Genomic DNA, 14,662 nt, shown 5'->3' with positions numbered 1-14,662 from the left:
TGACGCAGCGTCACTGACCAAGGGTGAGAGTGTGACGCTGCGTCAGGTCTGGTAGAGGGCCTCGACCTCGTCGTCGTAGACCTTCTCGATCGCCTTCCGCTTCAGCTTCAACGACGGTGTGAGCAGGCCGTGTTCCTCGGTGAACGGCTGCGCCAGGATGCGGAAGGTACGGATCGACTCGGCCTGGGAGACGAGGGTGTTGGCGGCCACCACCGCCCGCCGCACCTCCGTCTCCAGGTCGGCGTCGCGCACCAGCTGCGCCGGGGTCAGCTTCGGCTTGCCGCGCATCTGCAGCCAGTGCTCGACGGCCTCCTGGTCGAGGGTGACCAGGGCGGCGATGTACGGCCGGTCGTTGCCGACCACGATGCACTGGTTCACCAGCGGATGCTCGCGGACCCGCTCCTCCAGCACCCCGGGCGAGACACTCTTGCCGCCGGAGGTCACCAGGATCTCCTTCTTGCGGCCGGTGATGGTCAGATAACCGTCCTCGTCCAGCGAGCCGAGGTCACCGGTGGCCAGCCAGCCCTCGTGCAGGGTCTCGTCGGTGGCCTTGGGGTTGTTGAGGTAGCCCTGGAAGACGTTGCCGCCGTGCAGCCAGATCTCCCCGTCGTCGGCGATGTGCACGGTCATCCCGGGGATGGCCTGGCCGACCGTGCCGTAACGGGTGCGCTCGGGCGGATTGGCGGTCGCCGCGGCCGTCGACTCGGTCAGGCCGTAGCCCTCGTAGATCTGCACGCCCGCGCCCGCGAAGAACAGCCCCAGGCGCCGGTCCATCCCCGAACCGCCGGACATCGCGTTGCGGATCCGGCCGCCCATCGCCGCGCGGACCTTGCCGTAGACGAGCTTGTCGAAGAGCTGGTGCTGCATGCGCAGTCCCGCCGACGGGCCGGGCCCGGTGCCCCACGCCTTGGCCTCCACGGCCTCCGCGTACTTCACCGCGATGTCGACCGCCTTCTCGAACGGCCCCGACCTGCCCTCCTTCTCCGCCTTGCGGCGCGCGGCGTTGAACACCTTCTCGAAGATGTACGGCACCGCCAGGATGAACGTCGGCCGGAACGCGGCCAGATCGGGCAGCAGAGCGGCGGCGTGCAGCTGCGGCTGGTGCCCGAAGCGGACTCTGCCGCGGATCGCGGCGACCTCCACCATCCGCCCGAAGACATGCGCGAGCGGCAGGAACAGCAGGGTGGAGGCCTCGTCGTCCCTCTTGGTGTGGAACACCGGCTGCCACCGCTGGATCATCGTGTCCGCCTCGAACATGAAGTTCCCGTGCGAGAGCACACAGCCCTTCGGGCGGCCCGTGGTGCCGGAGGTGTAGATGATTGTGGCGACCGAGTCCGGCGTGACGGCCTGCCGGTGCCGGTGCACCGTCTCGTCGTCCAGATGCGCGCCGGCGTCGTACAGCTCCTGCACACAGCCCGCGTCCAGCTGCCACAGCTGGCGCAGCTGCGGGAGGCGGTCGATGACGGTGGCGATGGTCATCGCGTGGTCCTCGTGCTCCACGATCGCCGCGGTCACCTCGGCGTCGTAGACCATCCAGAAGCACTGCTCGGCCGAGGAGGTGGGGTAGACGGGCACCACCTGGGCGCCGATCGTCCACAGTGCGAAGTCGAACAGGGTCCACTCGTAGCGGGTACGGGACATGATCGCGACGCGGTCGCCGAAACGGATGCCGCGCGCGAGCAGGCCCTTGGCGAGGGCCATGACCTCGTCGCGGAACTCGGCGGCGGTCACATCGCGCCACTGCCCGTCGGGATCCTTGCGGCCGAGGGCGACATGGGCGGGGTCGTTCTGGGCATGCTCGAAGACGACGTCGGCCAGGCCGCCCACCGGCGGCGCCGACGCCAACGGCGGGTTGGTGAACTCGCGCAAACCTCGCTCCCCGATCCTCGCTGTCGGTCACGCCCGTGATGCTCGGCACAGCGCGGTGAAAGCTACCTCACGGCGTCACCGGGCGGGAGGGGGTGGTTAACCGTGCAAACCTCACGTATTTCCTGGGAGGTGACCGGAAAATGCCCTCACATGGGGAAGGGCCGGACACAATACTGACGGGTCAGTAAGTTTCGGTGCCGTAATCTCCACCGAATCTGTACGGGCCGATTACCGCCCACACCATCCTGCTCGCGACATACGGCGTGTGCCGTTCCGGTCAGTCGCCGCGCCGCCCCAGCCGTTCGCCGCCCGCCAGGACGGCCGCGGCCAGAGCGTTCGCGGCGTCCTCCGCCGCGCCGTGACGGCGGCCGTGGACGAGGACGAAGTCGACCTTGCCGAGGTCGGGCAGTCCGCAGCGGTCCGGCAGGCGGAACAGGCCGGGCGGGATCAGACGCCGGGAGTGCGCCATCACGCCGAGGCCGGCGCGGGCGGCCGCGATGAGGCCGTTGAGGCTGCCGCTGGTGCATACGATCCGCCACGCCCGCCCCTCGCGCTCCAGGGCCTGGAGCGCACGGGCCCGGGTGATGCCGGGCGGGGGATACACGATCAGCGGGACCGGCCGGTCGGCGTCCAGGCGCAGCCGCTCGGCGCCGATCCACACCAGGTCGTCGCGCCACACCAGTTCGCCACGGGGGTCCTCGGGGCGGCGCTTGGCGAGCACCAGGTCCAGCTTTCCGGCGGCCAGCTGCTCGTGCAGGGTGCCGGACAGCTCCACGGTCAGCTCCAGGTCGACCTCGGGATGGTCGTAGCGGAAGGCCTCCAGGATCTCCGGGAGCCGGGTGAGCACGAAGTCCTCCGAGGCGCCGAACCGGAGCCGGCCACGCACCCGGGCGCCGGTGAAGAACGCCGTCGCCTGCTCGTGCACCTGGAGGATCCGCCGGGCGAACCCCAGCATCGCCTCGCCGTCCTCGGTCAGCTCCACCGCATGGGTGTCCCGGGTGAACAGCTGCCGGCCGGTCGCGTCCTCCAGACGGCGGACATGCTGGCTGACCGTGGACTGGCGCAGCCCGAGCCGGCGCGCGGCCTGCGTGAAGCTCAGGGTCTGGGCCACGGCGAGGAAGCTGCGCAGCTGCGCCGGCTCGTACACATCACCAGACTAGCCGTCTATCGCACATCATGATGACAGTCAGAGTGGTGTACGGGATTCCCGATCAGCGTGGTGCGGGGGACGATGGAGGGGGCTCCTGCGGGCCCGAGCGAGAAGACAGACACTCAGCGACACCTACCGACCTACCGACCTACCGACCTTGCGACCGGCGACACCTTCAGCCCCTCCCATACGCACACACAGACCACATCGGAGCACCGTGACACGCCTGCGCCGGCCCAGCTGGATGCCGATCGACCCGTACATCGTCCTGCTGCTGGGGACCGTGGGCCTCGCCGCACTTCTCCCGGCCCGGGGGGCCGCCGCCCACGTCGCCTCGGGCGCGTCGACGACCGCGATCGCCTTCCTCTTCTTCCTCTACGGCGCCCGGCTGTCGACCCGGGAGGCACTGGAAGGCCTGCGCCACTGGCGCCTGCACACCACGGTGCTGCTGTGCACGTTCGTGCTCTTCCCGGTGTTCGGGCTCGCCGCGCGGGCGCTGGAGCCGACGCTGCTGACCCATCCGCTCTACCAGGGCCTGCTGTTCCTGACGCTGGTGCCGTCCACGATCCAGTCGTCGATCGCGTTCACCTCGATCGCCCGCGGCAACGTGCCCGCGGCGATCTGCGCGGGTTCCTTCTCCTCCCTCGCCGGCATACTGATCACCCCGCTGCTGGCGGCGGCGCTCCTCGGCAACAGCGGCGGCGGGTTCTCCGCCGACTCCCTGATGAAGATCGTGCTCCAGCTGCTGGTGCCGTTCCTCGCCGGACAGCTGCTGCGCCGCTGGATCGGCGGCTTCATCACGCGGCACAAGAAGGTCCTCGGCCTGGTCGACCGCGGCTCCATCCTGCTCGTCGTCTACACCGCCTTCAGCGAGGGCATGACCCAGGGCATCTGGCACCAGGTCAGCCCCGCGCGGCTCGGGGGCCTGGTCGTCGTGGAGGCCGCCCTGCTGGCCCTGATGCTGCTGCTGACCTGGTACGGAGGCAAGGCACTCGGCTTCGGCCGGGCGGACCGGATCGCCATCCAGTTCGCCGGGTCGAAGAAGTCCCTGGCCTCCGGGCTGCCCATGGCCGGTGTCCTGTTCGGCGCCCACGCCTCCCTCGCCGTGCTGCCGCTGATGCTCTTCCACCAGATGCAGCTGATGGTGTGCGCGGTCATCGCCAAGCGCCGCGCCCGCGATCCGGAGGAGGTTCTGGACGCCGTGCCGGGGGCGTCAGCGGCCCACGTGGTCCAGGGGCAGCCACAGGACCGTGTCCTTCGCTGACCGCAGGGCCTTCGGGTCCGACAGCTCCTGGTCGGTGAGGGCCCGGTCCCATACGTGCACCTCGTCGATGGCGCCGGTGAAGAAGGCCCGGCTGTCCATGCGCTGAGCGATGTGCACGCCGAAGGGGGAGTTGCGGCTGACCGACCCCGGGATGTCGGATACGGACGACTGCATACCGTCGACCGACAACATCAGCCGGCCGCCGCCCCGCCGGAGCACCACGTGATGCCACTGGCCGTCGTTGTATGCGGTATTCGTGCGAACGTATGCAGACTGCGGAGCCGCCGCGCCGTCCCGCACGGTGATCAGGCCCTGGATCCGGTTGTTCGCCGGCTCCCCGCGCAGCCACACCTGGGGCTGCGCGGTGCCGATCCCGCCCATCCACAGCAGTGGCTGCTCACCGGTGGTGGCCGTGTACCGGAACCACAGCGACGCCGTGAAGTCCTTCGTGCCGAGCAGCAGCCGGCTGCTGTACGGCAGGCGTACGGCCGCGTCGGTGCCGTTGAACTCCAACGCGCCGCCGGACACCCCCCGCGTCTCCTTCGCGCCGCCGAGCACCGCGGCCGGGCGGGCGTGCGGGGCCAGGTCGGCGGTCACCGGGTCGGGGCCGCGGCGCGGGGCGAGCCAGCTCTCGGTGAAGCGGGCGAAGCGGATCTCGTCGCGCGCGTCCACCGCGCCGCCCTCGTAGACCAGGCCGATCGTGTCCCCGGCGACGCGGACCAGGTCGGAGTAGCCGGACCAGTCCGTGGTGACGACCGTGCCGCGGTCCACGCTGTCCCAGGTGCGGCCGCCGTCGTAGGAGGAGCGGATCATCATCGTGCGGCGACGGTCGGGGTCGGCGGGGCAGGCGAGCAGCAGACGGTCGCCGAGCCGCAGCAGCGAGCCCTGCACCATCGGTGCGTACAGGTCCGGCAGGTCGTGGAAGGCGGAGGTGAAGCTGGAACCGCCGTCGCGGCTGACGGCCTGGGTGCGGTGGCCGAGGTCGGTGCCGTCCTGCTCCCGGCCGCTGACCAGAACGGAGCCGTCGCCGAGTTCGGCGAGGGTGAGTTCGGAGGGTTTTTGCCGGAAGGTGCCGTCCTCGGCGATGGGCCAGGTGTCCCGGGCGCCGACCCGCCAGTGGCCGCCGTGGTCGTCGCTGACGATCAGTGCGGCGTGGTTGGCGGTGATCCGGGTGCCGTCCCAGGACTCGGCGTTGACCCCGAAGACCAGCCGCCCGGCGTACCGGCCGTGTGTGAGCTGGATGCCGTGCGCCGGTCCGGTCGCGTACCAGGAGTTCCAGGCGGTGGGCAGGATCTCCGGGCTCAGGTCGCGCGGCACCGACCAGGTCAGGCCGCTGTCGTCGCTGTACTGGAGGTGCGGGGTGCGGTCGCACGGCACCGAGCAACTGGCGCTGTCCGTACGGCCCGTGTTGTACGTCTCCGCGAGCCAGATGCGGCCGGTGGTGCGGTCCACGACCGGCGCCGGGTTGCCGTGGGTGTCGCCGTCGCCCTTGTTGACCACCTGGAGCGGGCCCCAGGTGCGGCCGCCGTCGGTGGAGCGCTTGAGCACGATGTCGATGTCGGTGGCGTCCCCGCAGTTGGGGACCCGTCCCTCGGCGAACGCCAGCAGTGTGCCGTCGACGGCCTTGACGACCGTCGGGATGCGGAAGCAGGCGTAGCCGGGGTCCTGGGACGCCTTGAACAGGACCTGCTGGGCGAACTGGGTTGTCATGTCCACGGATTGAGCCTGTGCCGGGTGGGGTGCGGCGAGCGGCACCAGGAGCAGCGCCGCCGTCGTGCACACGAGGGCGAGTACGGATCTGAGACGGGCGCGAAGACCTGACGGCATGGTACGACCTGCCCTTCGTCGGTCGGACATCCGGACATCCGGACATCCGATGTCCAACATGCGCACCGATGACGGTAGTTGCGGCCCCGGCGCCCCACAAGAAGCGTGCGGCGCACGGAGTGCGCCGGGGCCTCACGGACGCAGGACGACCTTGCCGACGTTGGCGCGCGTCTCGATCGCCTCGTGCGCCTTCGCCGCGTCCTCCAGGGCGAACTCGGCGTGCACGGCGGGCGTCACGGCGCCCTCGGCGAACAGCCGCCACAACTCCTTGCGCCACTGCTCGTACAGCTCCGGCCGGCCGCGGGCGATCAGGGCCATCTGGAAGCCGATCACGGACTTGGCGCCGACCAGGAGATCGTAGGCCTGGATCGTGCCGCCGCCCGAACTGTAGGCGACCAGGCGGCCGTGCGGGGCGAGGGCGGCGAGCGCCGGGGTGAGCAGATCACCGCCGACCGCATCCAGTATGCAATCGACCGGATCCCCCCAACTGTCGTCCGCATATTGAATACAGTCGTCCGCGCCCAGCGCCCGCACGAAGTCCGCCTTCGCCGGATCGGACACCGCGCCCACCACCCGTCCCGCGCCCCGCGCCCGCGCCAGCTGCACGGCGAGATGCCCGACGCCGCTCGCCGCTGCCGTGACGAGGACCGCCTCGTCCGGTACCGGCCGCGCCGCCTCCAGCGCCCCGAACGCCACCAGGCCGCTGCGCACCAGCGCGACCGCGTCCACGGCGCCCGCGCCGTCCGGTACCGGCGAGGCCATGGCCTCGTGCAGCACGGCGAAGTCGGCGTACCCGTGGCCGAAGCACAGCCCGGTCACCCGCTCGCCCGGCCGGAAGCGGGTCGCGCCCTCACCGGCCGCCACCACCTCACCGGCGATCTCGCCGCCCAGTGCGATGGGATCGGCGGCCTCGGTGACCTTGCGGACGATCGGCAGTGTGACGCCGACCGCCTCGCAGCGCACCAGCAGCTCCCCGGGGCCGGGCTCCGGGACGGGCGCCCCCTCCAGGAAAAGCGGGCCTCCAGGGCGGTCATAGCGAACGCGACGCATCAGCACCTCCAGGGCCGGGCGGACCCGGCACATCAGTGTTGGGAAGACCCAAGAATCGTTGGGAGTCCCAACGGTAGCCGGTTTTCGTTGGGAAGTCCAATGAATTCCGGATAGGCTTCCGCCATGGCCGACGCACCCCTGCCCGCGATCCGTTCCCTGCCCAGCTGGCTCCTCGGCCGGGCCGCCGCCCGGGGCCGCGCCCTGGTCGCCGAGGCCCTCGCGGCCGAGGGCGTGAAGATGTGGCACCACGTGGTCCTCTCCGCCGTCCGCGACCTCGCCCCCGTCGCCCAGGCCGACCTCGGCCGCAGCGTCGGCCTCGACCCCAAGGACCTGGTCGGCGTCCTGAACGACCTCCAGTCCGCGGGCCACGTCGTCCGCACCCCCGACCCCCGGGACCGGCGCAAGAACGCCGTGTCCCTCACCGGCGAGGGCGCCCGCCTCCTCGAACGCTGCGAGGAGGCTGCCCGTGCGGCCAACGACGACCTGCTGGCCCCGCTCTCGGCCGCCGAACGCGATCAGTTCACGGACCTGTTGATCCGGATTTCCGGCACGGACGGCTGACGGCGGCTAACGTTCCGTCATGACCGCAGCTCCCGTGCTCGATCCGCAGCGCACCGCCCTGATCCTCATCGACCTGATGGACCGCGTCGTCGCGCTGCCCCTGGAACCCCGCACCGGCACACATGTGCTCGCCATCGCCGAGGAGTTGGCGCACACCTTCCGCGACGCCGGAGCGCCCGTCGTGCTCGTCCGGGTCGAACGCCCCTCGGTCGCCGAACAGCCGCCCGGCAGCGGCCTGGTGGCCGGACTCGCCCGCCACGGCGACCTGGAGGTGGTCAAGCACACCCTCGGCGCCTTCCAGGGCACCGGACTGCATGAGCGGCTGCGCGAACGAGGCGTCACCACGCTGGTGTTCGCGGGCATCGCCACCAACCTCGGTGTCGAGTCCACCGCCCGCGCCGCCGCGGACCTCGGCTACGGCCTCGTCTTCGTGGAGGACGCCATGGCCGCCTTCACCGCCGCCGAGCACGAGGCGTCCGTCCGGCTCGACTTCCCCCGCCTCGGGACGGTCGTGACCGCCACCGGCGTCCGCCTCGCCACCGGCTGACGGGACGAGAGACGCCTCAGACGAGCGTGCCGCCGCCGTCCACGACCACCACCGACCCGGTGCTGTAGCCACCGCGCATCAGATACAGGTACGACTCCGCCACATCCGCCGGCTCGCCGACCCGTCCCACCGGCAGCGACTCGGCGGACGACCGGAACAGCCCCTCCCGGACATCCTCCGGCAACTCCCGCCACAGTTCGGTGCGCACGACGCCGGGCGAGACGGCGTTGACCCGCACCGGTGCCAGCTCCACGGCCAGCGCCCGGGTCAGCGACTCCATCGCCCCGCACAGCGCCGACGCGGCACTCGAACCGGGCACCGGTCGGCGCCCCGCCGTCCCCGTCGTCAGCACCACCGACCCGCCCGGGCGGATCGAGGCGGCGGCGTGCTTCACCGCCGTGTACGCCCCCCACAGCCGTGTGTCCATGAACCGCCGGGCCCGCTCGACCGTCGTCTCGGCCATGCTCTCCAGCAGCAGCGCCTCACCCGCCGTGTACACCAGATGATCGAACGCGCCGACCTGCTGGAAGAAGCCGCGCACCGCGTCCTCGTCCATCGCGTCCAGCACCCTCCCCTCGGCGCCCTCGGGCAGCCGCTTCAGCGCCGCGTCCACACTCTCCGGCCGGCGCGAGGCCACCACCACCTCCGCACCCTCCCGCGCCGCCCCCTCGGCGACCGCGAGCCCGATGCCCGAAGTACCCCCGATGACGACCACGCGCTGTCCCCGCAGATCCATGGGAAATTCCTCTCGATGCCGATGTTCCATCCCGATCGGATGCTTCCAGCCTGCGGTCGTACGAGGGCGTACGTCCAAGACCTCTTCCGCTCGCGGCGATACCCGGAAGGCATCACCACAGGAACGTGGCCTGCCGACGAGAGGGGTGGTCATGGACCTGGACCTGCGCAAGGTCCGCTACTTCGTCGCGGTCGCCGAACTGCTCCACTTCGGCCGCGCCGCCGAGCGGCTGCACATCGCCCAACCAGTGCTGAGCCGTCAGATCAAGGCGCTGGAAAAGGACTTGGGCGTCGAGCTGTTCGTGCGCGACAGCCATGGCGTGACATTGACCGACGCCGGACGCCAACTGGACGGGGAAGCACGTCAGTTGCTGGCCGCGGCCGACGGCGCCCGACGCCGGGTGCGCCGGGCCGCGGACGAGCCCCGCCGGTTCGTGGTCGGCTTCCGCGCCGGCATCGTCGTCACCCACGCCCTGCGTGCCTTCCGGGCCGCGCACCCGGACGTCGAGACCAGCGCACGCCGCATCGAATGGGACGACCAGGAACGACTCGTCCTCGACGGCACCCTCGACATCGCCTACCTGCGCGCTCCGCTGCGCGAGGAGGGTCTCGAACTGCGGCTCCTGTACACCGAGTCCCGCGTGGCGATGCTCCCGGCCGGACACCGCCTCGGCGGTAAGCCGGAGCTGTCCCTGGCCGACCTCGACGGCGAGACATGGCTGCGCTACGCGTTTCCCGGGCCGGGCGACATGCCCGTGCGCACCGTTGAGGAGAAGTTCGAGTGCGTGGCCGCGGGCAGCGGCATCACACTCGTCCCGCGCTCGATCGCCGAGCAGTACTCCCGCCCGGACATCAGCTACGTACCGGTGACCGACGCCGAACCGGACCAGGTGTTGCTGGCCTGGGCGGTCGGCCGTACCTCGCCCCTGATCACCGAGTTCGCCGAGGCCGCGGCGACGGCGGGGTGCGGCTGAGAGCCTGTCGGGTGGCCAGCTGATCACGCCGAGCATGGGCCGCTGACGGCCCCGGAGTTGTCGCACTGGCACACACCGCGCGATCGGGACCGTCGCCGTGTCCGGAGGGCAGATCGCAACCGTCACGCGTCTCGCGTGACACAGGCGCCCCGAAAGCTCTCAGAGGAAGACGCGCGCCACCTCCAGCCACTTCTGGGCGTCCTCGCCGGTCGCCGTCATGTTGGTCTCGGACCAGGGGCGACGCCGGGTGACACACAGGCAGAAGTCGATGGCGCCGCCCTGTACCCGTTGCGCGGCAGCCTCGGGGCCCCACACCCAGGTCCGTCCGTCAGGTGCTGTCAGCTCGACGCGGAAGGGGTCCGCCGGCTCAGGCAGTCCGACGGCGGCGAAGGACAGCGCCCGCCCCAACACCCCCAGCGACGCCACGTGCTTCAGTCGATCCGTCGGGCGGCGTGGCACGCCCACAGCATCGAAGACGTCCTGCCCGTGTGCCCAGGTTTCCATCAGACGAAGGGGCGCCATCAGAGCCGGGGTCACCATCGACATGTACCAGGGGAATGCGTGGTCCCATGGTGTGTCGCGCAGTGCCGCCGCCAGTTCCGCTCGACCGGCCCGCCACTCCTCGAGAAGTACCGACCGCGGTTTGGCCGCTCCCGCGGCGGCGGCCTTGTCCGCACACCCGCTGCCTTCGGCTTCCGCCCGCCCGAGCTCGGCGCCGAACGCGTCCGGAGTGCGTAAGGCGCCGACCGCGTTCGCGTCCGCCCACGCGAGGTGGGCTATCTGGTGGGCGACCGTCCAGCCCGGTGCCGGTGCCGGTGTCGGTATGGACCAGTCGTCCACTGCCCTGACCAGGGCGTCGAGCTCGTCACCCTCAGCCACCAGCGCGGACAGGACACCGGCGTCATCTGCATCGGGGACGGCGAGGTTGTAGTTCAGCATGTGCGCCATGGTGCAAATCCTTCCTGACCAACGGCGGAGACGAAGTGTGCTCTCCGAGGCCATGACCAAGGTCGCGATGATCCGCCTGATGGCCGTCCGGCTGGACGGGCAGTCATCGCGGTGGAGCCATGAATCCCACCGCAAGACCGCGCGAACCAAGACCGCCGAAGACCTCATCATGGCGTAATCAACCGGCCACCCGACAGGCTCTGCGGCGGGGCCCAGCGGCGCAGGGGGGCGCTCCCCGCCGGCGGGGCCCCGCCGCCGTGCCGCGGGGAGTCGGCCTCAGCCCTGGGCGGCCGCCTCCTGCAGGGCGATGCGGTCCTCTCCCGCGTACACGTTCATCGAGCTGCCCCGCAGGAAACCCACCAGGGTCAGCCCCGTCTCGGCGGCCAGGTCCACCGCGAGCGAGGACGGCGCAGACACCGCCGCCAGCACCGGGATGCCCGCCATCACCGCCTTCTGCGCCAGCTCGAACGAGGCCCGTCCGGACACGAGCAGGATCGTCCGTGACAGGGGCAGGTCGCCGTTCTGGAGTGCCCGTCCGACCAGCTTGTCCACGGCGTTGTGGCGGCCCACGTCCTCTCGTATGTCCAGCAGCTCGCCGTCCTCGGTGAAGAGGGCCGCCGCGTGCAGGCCCCCGGTTCGGTCGAACACCCGCTGGGCCGCCCGCAGCCGGTCGGGGAGGCTCGCCAGCAGCTCGGGGGTGACCTGGACGGGGGGAGTGTCGGCGATGGGGAAACGCGCGGTCGTGCGGACGGCGTCGAGGCTGGCCTTGCCGCACAGGCCGCACGAGGAGGAGGTGTAGACGTTCCGTTCCAGGGTGAAGTCCGGCAATGTCACGTCCGGCGCGGTCCTCACGTCGACCACGTTGTAGGTGTTGGAGCCGTCTGCGGTCGCCCCCGCGCAGTAGACGATGTTCTGTAGATCGTATGCAGTAGCCAGTACACCTTCGCTCACCAGGAACCCAGCCGCCAGCGCGAAGTCGTCGCCCGGCGTCCGCATGGTGATCGCGAGAGGCTTTCCGTTCAGCCGGATCTCCAGGGGTTCCTCGGCGACGAGTGTGTCCGGCCGGGTGGAGACCGCGCCGTCCCGGATGCGGAGCACCTTGCGTCGTTCCGTGACTCGTCCCATGTCCTGATCAGCCCCGGTTCTGTACGTGCTGGTAGCCGAAACGGCCCTTGATGCAGAGATTGCCGTGGGTCACCGGATTGTCGTGCGGTGAGGTGACCTTCACGATCTCATTGTCCTGCACATGGAGGGTGAGGGTGCAGCCCACTCCGCAGTACGCGCACACCGTGGACGTCTCGGTCTGCCGTGCTTCGTCCCAGGTGCCGGCCGCCCGCATGTCGAACTCGGTACGCGGCGCGAGGGCGCCCGTCGGGCACACCTCGACGCAGTTCCCGCAGTACACACAGGCCGAGTCGGTCAGCGGAGCGTCGTGCTCGACGGCGATCCGCGCGTCGAAACCGCGCCCGGCGACCGCGATCGCGAAGCTGTTCTGCCACTGGTCGCCGCAGGCGTCGACGCACTTGAAGCACAGGATGCACTTGTCGTAGTCGCGCACGTAGAGGTCGTTGTCGACCCTCGGCTCCTCGTCCAGCCGGGCCGCGTCCGGGCCGAAGCGGTCTGGCTTCGCCTCGTACTCCTTGATCCACTCGGCCGCCCCCGGTGTGGTCGACAGGTCGACGGAGGAGGCCAGCAGCTCCAGGACGATCTTCCGGCTGTGCCGGGCCCGTTCGGTGTCGGTGCGCACCGCCATCCCGGACTCGGCCCTGCGGGAGCAGGCGGGTACCAGCGTCCGCGAGCCCTCGACCTCCACCACGCACACCCGGCAGGCGTTCCGCGGGCGCAGCGTGTCGCCCTGGCACAGGGTCGGGACGTCCTTCCCGGCCGCGCGGCAGCCGTCCAGCACGGTCGAGCCCTCCGGGACCCGGACCGGCGCGCCGTCGACCGTGAACTCCAGCAACCGGCGGGGGATCCCGAGCGGTGTGACGGTCATGCGTACGCCCCCATACGGTCGATGGCGGATTCCACGGCGTTCCACGCGGTCTGCCCCAGACCGCAGATCGAGGCGTCCCGCATGGCCCGTCCGACCTCCCGCAGCAGCGCGATGTCGTCCGCTGCCGCCGCCCCGGAGCGCTCGGCGATCCGGCGCAGTGCCTCCTCCTGCCGGACGGTCCCCACCCGGCACGGCACGCACTGCCCGCAGGACTCCTCCCGGAAGAACCGGGCGATCCGCAGCAGCAGCCGGGGCAGGGAGACGGTGTCGCCGAACGCCATCACCACACCCGAGCCGAGGGTGGCGCCCGCCTCGCGGGTGCCCTCGAACGTCAGCGGGATGTCCAGCTCGTCCGGCCGTACGAAGCTGCCCGCCGCCCCGCCGAGCAGTACCGCCCGCAGCCCGTCGCGCACTCCGGCCAGCCGGAGCAGTTCGCCCAGCGTCGCCCCGAACGGCAGCTCGTACACACCCGGCCGGGCCACGCTGCCGGAGACGCAGAACAGCTTCGGTCCGGTGGAGCGCTCGGTGCCGACCGCCGCGTACGCCTGTGCGCCCCGGGTCAGGATCGGCAGCACGTTGACCAGCGTCTCCACGTTGTTCTCGACCGTCGGTCTCCCGAACAGCCCTTTCTCCACCGGGAACGGCGGCTTGGAACGCGGCTCGCCGCGGTGGCCCTCGATCGAGTTGAACAGGGCGGTCTCCTCGCCGCAGATGTAGGCGCCGGCACCGCGCCGGATCTCGATGTCCAGGCGGTAGCCCTGGCCGAGGATGTCGTCGCCGAGCAGGCCACGGGCCCGGGCCTGGTCGATCGCATACTGCATACTGTCGACCGCTCGCCGGTATTCGTCGCGGATGTATACGAAAGCCCGGTGCGCGGATATTGCATACGACGCGACGGTGATCGCCTCCACCAGCGCGAACGGATCCCCCTCCATCAGCACCCGGTCCTTGAACGTCCCCGGCTCCGACTCGTCCGCATTGCACACCAGGTGGTGTGGCCGGTCCGGCTGGGCGGCGGTGGACTGCCACTTGCGGCCCGTGGGGAAGGCGGCACCGCCACGCCCCACCAGCCCCGAGTCGGTCACCTCGCGGATCACCCCGGCGGGCCCCAGCTCGAAGGCCCGGCGCAGGGCCGCGTAACCGCCGTGCGCCCGGTAGTCGTCCAGCGAGGACGGGTCGACCACACCGACGCGGCCCAGCAGCATCAGCGACGCGTCCCCCGCCTGCGGCACCGCCGCCACGGCCGTACGGACCTGTTCGCCCGCCCGGACCGCGAGCGCGGCCGGGGCCCGTTCGCACAGTCCCAGGCAGGGGCTGCGCTCGACGCCCACCCCGCTGTCCGGACCCAGCCGGGCCTCGGTCCCGGCACACAGCGCGTCCGCGCCGGCCGCCGTACAGGCCAGGTCGGTGCACACGTGCAGCACGGTCGCGGGGCGCGGCCGCAGCGAGAACATGGCGTAGAAGGTCGCCACCCCGTACGCCTCGGCCGGCGGCACGGTCAGCCTGCGGCACAGGTAGTCCAGGCCGCCCTCGCTGATCCAGCCGACGCGGTCGCCCAGGGCGTGCAGGCCCGGCAGCAGCAGGTCGCGCCGGTCGCGGGCCGCCCGCCCGCCACGTGCCCACCGCAGATCGGCGTCGGTGCGGTCAGCACCTTCCCAGGAGGACTCCGGCGGGCCCAACAGAGCGTCCACGGCCGCCCGTTCCTCGTCCGTCGGCCTGCAGTCACCGAAGCGCAGGTCCACGC

At 71.2% G+C, this 14,662-nt stretch carries 14 protein-coding genes; 5 read left to right on the top strand and 9 right to left on the bottom strand.

The genetic code is table 11. The features are described 5' to 3' along the window. Positions 1-42 precede the first annotated feature (42 nt). Both BIV25_RS14365 and BIV25_RS14360 read right to left on the bottom strand, forming a co-directional pair. Positions 43-1,869 (bottom strand): long-chain fatty acid--CoA ligase, encoded by a 1,827-nt coding sequence (locus BIV25_RS14365; protein ID WP_071372685.1) that lies wholly within the window; start codon positions 1,867-1,869, stop codon positions 43-45. 277 nt (positions 1,870-2,146) lie between these two features. Next, the gene (locus BIV25_RS14360) at positions 2,147-3,016 is read right to left on the bottom strand and encodes a LysR substrate-binding domain-containing protein (protein ID WP_071372684.1); all 870 of its coding nucleotides are present in this window, start codon (positions 3,014-3,016) and stop codon (positions 2,147-2,149) included. A gap of 247 nt (positions 3,017-3,263) precedes the next feature. Here BIV25_RS14360 and BIV25_RS14355 point away from each other — a divergent pair, with 247 nt between their 5' ends. Further along, positions 3,264-4,283, top strand: a complete 1,020-nt coding sequence (locus BIV25_RS14355; RefSeq protein WP_071372683.1) for a bile acid:sodium symporter family protein — start codon at positions 3,264-3,266, stop codon at positions 4,281-4,283. Here BIV25_RS14355 and BIV25_RS14350 read toward each other — a convergent pair. Continuing rightward, complete coding sequence (locus tag BIV25_RS14350) at positions 4,233-6,110, bottom strand: sialidase family protein (protein ID WP_071372682.1); 1,878 nt, start codon at positions 6,108-6,110, stop codon at positions 4,233-4,235. The two genes, BIV25_RS14355 and BIV25_RS14350, sit on opposite strands and share 51 nt — an antisense overlap. A gap of 132 nt (positions 6,111-6,242) precedes the next feature. Further along, entirely contained in the window at positions 6,243-7,160 is a 918-nt protein-coding gene (locus BIV25_RS14345; protein ID WP_071372886.1) for a zinc-binding dehydrogenase, read from the bottom strand. Between the two features lie 123 nt (positions 7,161-7,283). Between BIV25_RS14345 and BIV25_RS14340 the strand changes: the two genes are divergently transcribed. Together BIV25_RS14340 and BIV25_RS14335 are read left to right on the top strand one after the other, a co-directional pair. Continuing rightward, positions 7,284-7,721 carry a MarR family winged helix-turn-helix transcriptional regulator gene (locus BIV25_RS14340; protein WP_071372681.1) on the top strand — a complete coding sequence of 146 codons (438 nt, stop codon included), beginning with the start codon at positions 7,284-7,286 and terminating at the stop codon, positions 7,719-7,721. A gap of 19 nt (positions 7,722-7,740) precedes the next feature. Continuing rightward, positions 7,741-8,268, top strand: coding sequence for an isochorismatase family protein (locus BIV25_RS14335; RefSeq protein WP_177235276.1), 528 nt, complete (start codon positions 7,741-7,743; stop codon positions 8,266-8,268). Between the two features lie 16 nt (positions 8,269-8,284). Here BIV25_RS14335 and BIV25_RS14330 read toward each other — a convergent pair whose 3' ends face one another. Next, positions 8,285-9,004 (bottom strand): SDR family oxidoreductase, encoded by a 720-nt coding sequence (locus tag BIV25_RS14330; RefSeq protein ID WP_071372679.1) that lies wholly within the window; start codon positions 9,002-9,004, stop codon positions 8,285-8,287. A gap of 151 nt (positions 9,005-9,155) precedes the next feature. Between BIV25_RS14330 and BIV25_RS14325 the strand changes: the two genes are divergently transcribed. After that, entirely contained in the window at positions 9,156-9,977 is an 822-nt protein-coding gene (locus BIV25_RS14325) for a LysR family transcriptional regulator (protein ID WP_071372678.1), read from the top strand. A 159-nt stretch (positions 9,978-10,136) separates the two neighbouring features. Here BIV25_RS14325 and BIV25_RS14320 read toward each other — a convergent pair whose 3' ends face one another. Next, entirely contained in the window at positions 10,137-10,925 is a 789-nt protein-coding gene (locus BIV25_RS14320; RefSeq protein ID WP_079176636.1) for a TIGR03084 family metal-binding protein, read from the bottom strand. 37 nt (positions 10,926-10,962) lie between these two features. Here BIV25_RS14320 and BIV25_RS51005 point away from each other — a divergent pair, with 37 nt between their 5' ends. Continuing rightward, positions 10,963-11,103: a hypothetical protein gene (locus BIV25_RS51005; RefSeq protein ID WP_177235275.1), complete on the top strand. Its 141-nt coding sequence runs from the start codon at positions 10,963-10,965 to the stop codon at positions 11,101-11,103. 98 nt (positions 11,104-11,201) lie between these two features. Here the strand turns inward: BIV25_RS51005 and fdhD are convergent, their stop codons facing one another. From fdhD to BIV25_RS14305, 3 genes are read right to left on the bottom strand one after another with little or no spacing between them, the layout of a single operon-like run. Beyond that, positions 11,202-12,050 carry a formate dehydrogenase accessory sulfurtransferase FdhD gene (gene fdhD / locus BIV25_RS14315; RefSeq protein WP_071372677.1) on the bottom strand — a complete coding sequence of 283 codons (849 nt, stop codon included), beginning with the start codon at positions 12,048-12,050 and terminating at the stop codon, positions 11,202-11,204. Between the two features lie 7 nt (positions 12,051-12,057). Further along, a complete protein-coding gene (locus BIV25_RS14310) occupies positions 12,058-12,918 on the bottom strand; it encodes a 2Fe-2S iron-sulfur cluster-binding protein (protein ID WP_071372676.1) in 861 nt (286 codons plus the stop codon). Then, positions 12,915-14,660 (bottom strand): NADH-ubiquinone oxidoreductase-F iron-sulfur binding region domain-containing protein, encoded by a 1,746-nt coding sequence (locus BIV25_RS14305; protein ID WP_071372675.1) that lies wholly within the window; start codon positions 14,658-14,660, stop codon positions 12,915-12,917. The genes BIV25_RS14310 and BIV25_RS14305 overlap by 4 nt, the downstream gene beginning before the upstream one ends. Between the last annotated feature and the right edge of the window lie 2 nt (positions 14,661-14,662).

The organism is Streptomyces sp. MUSC 14 (assembly GCF_001866675.1).
GTDB lineage: Bacteria > Actinomycetota > Actinomycetes > Streptomycetales > Streptomycetaceae > Streptomyces.
Note: the sequence above shows the minus strand (reverse complement) of the source record. Positions and strands in the feature narration are given on the sequence as shown.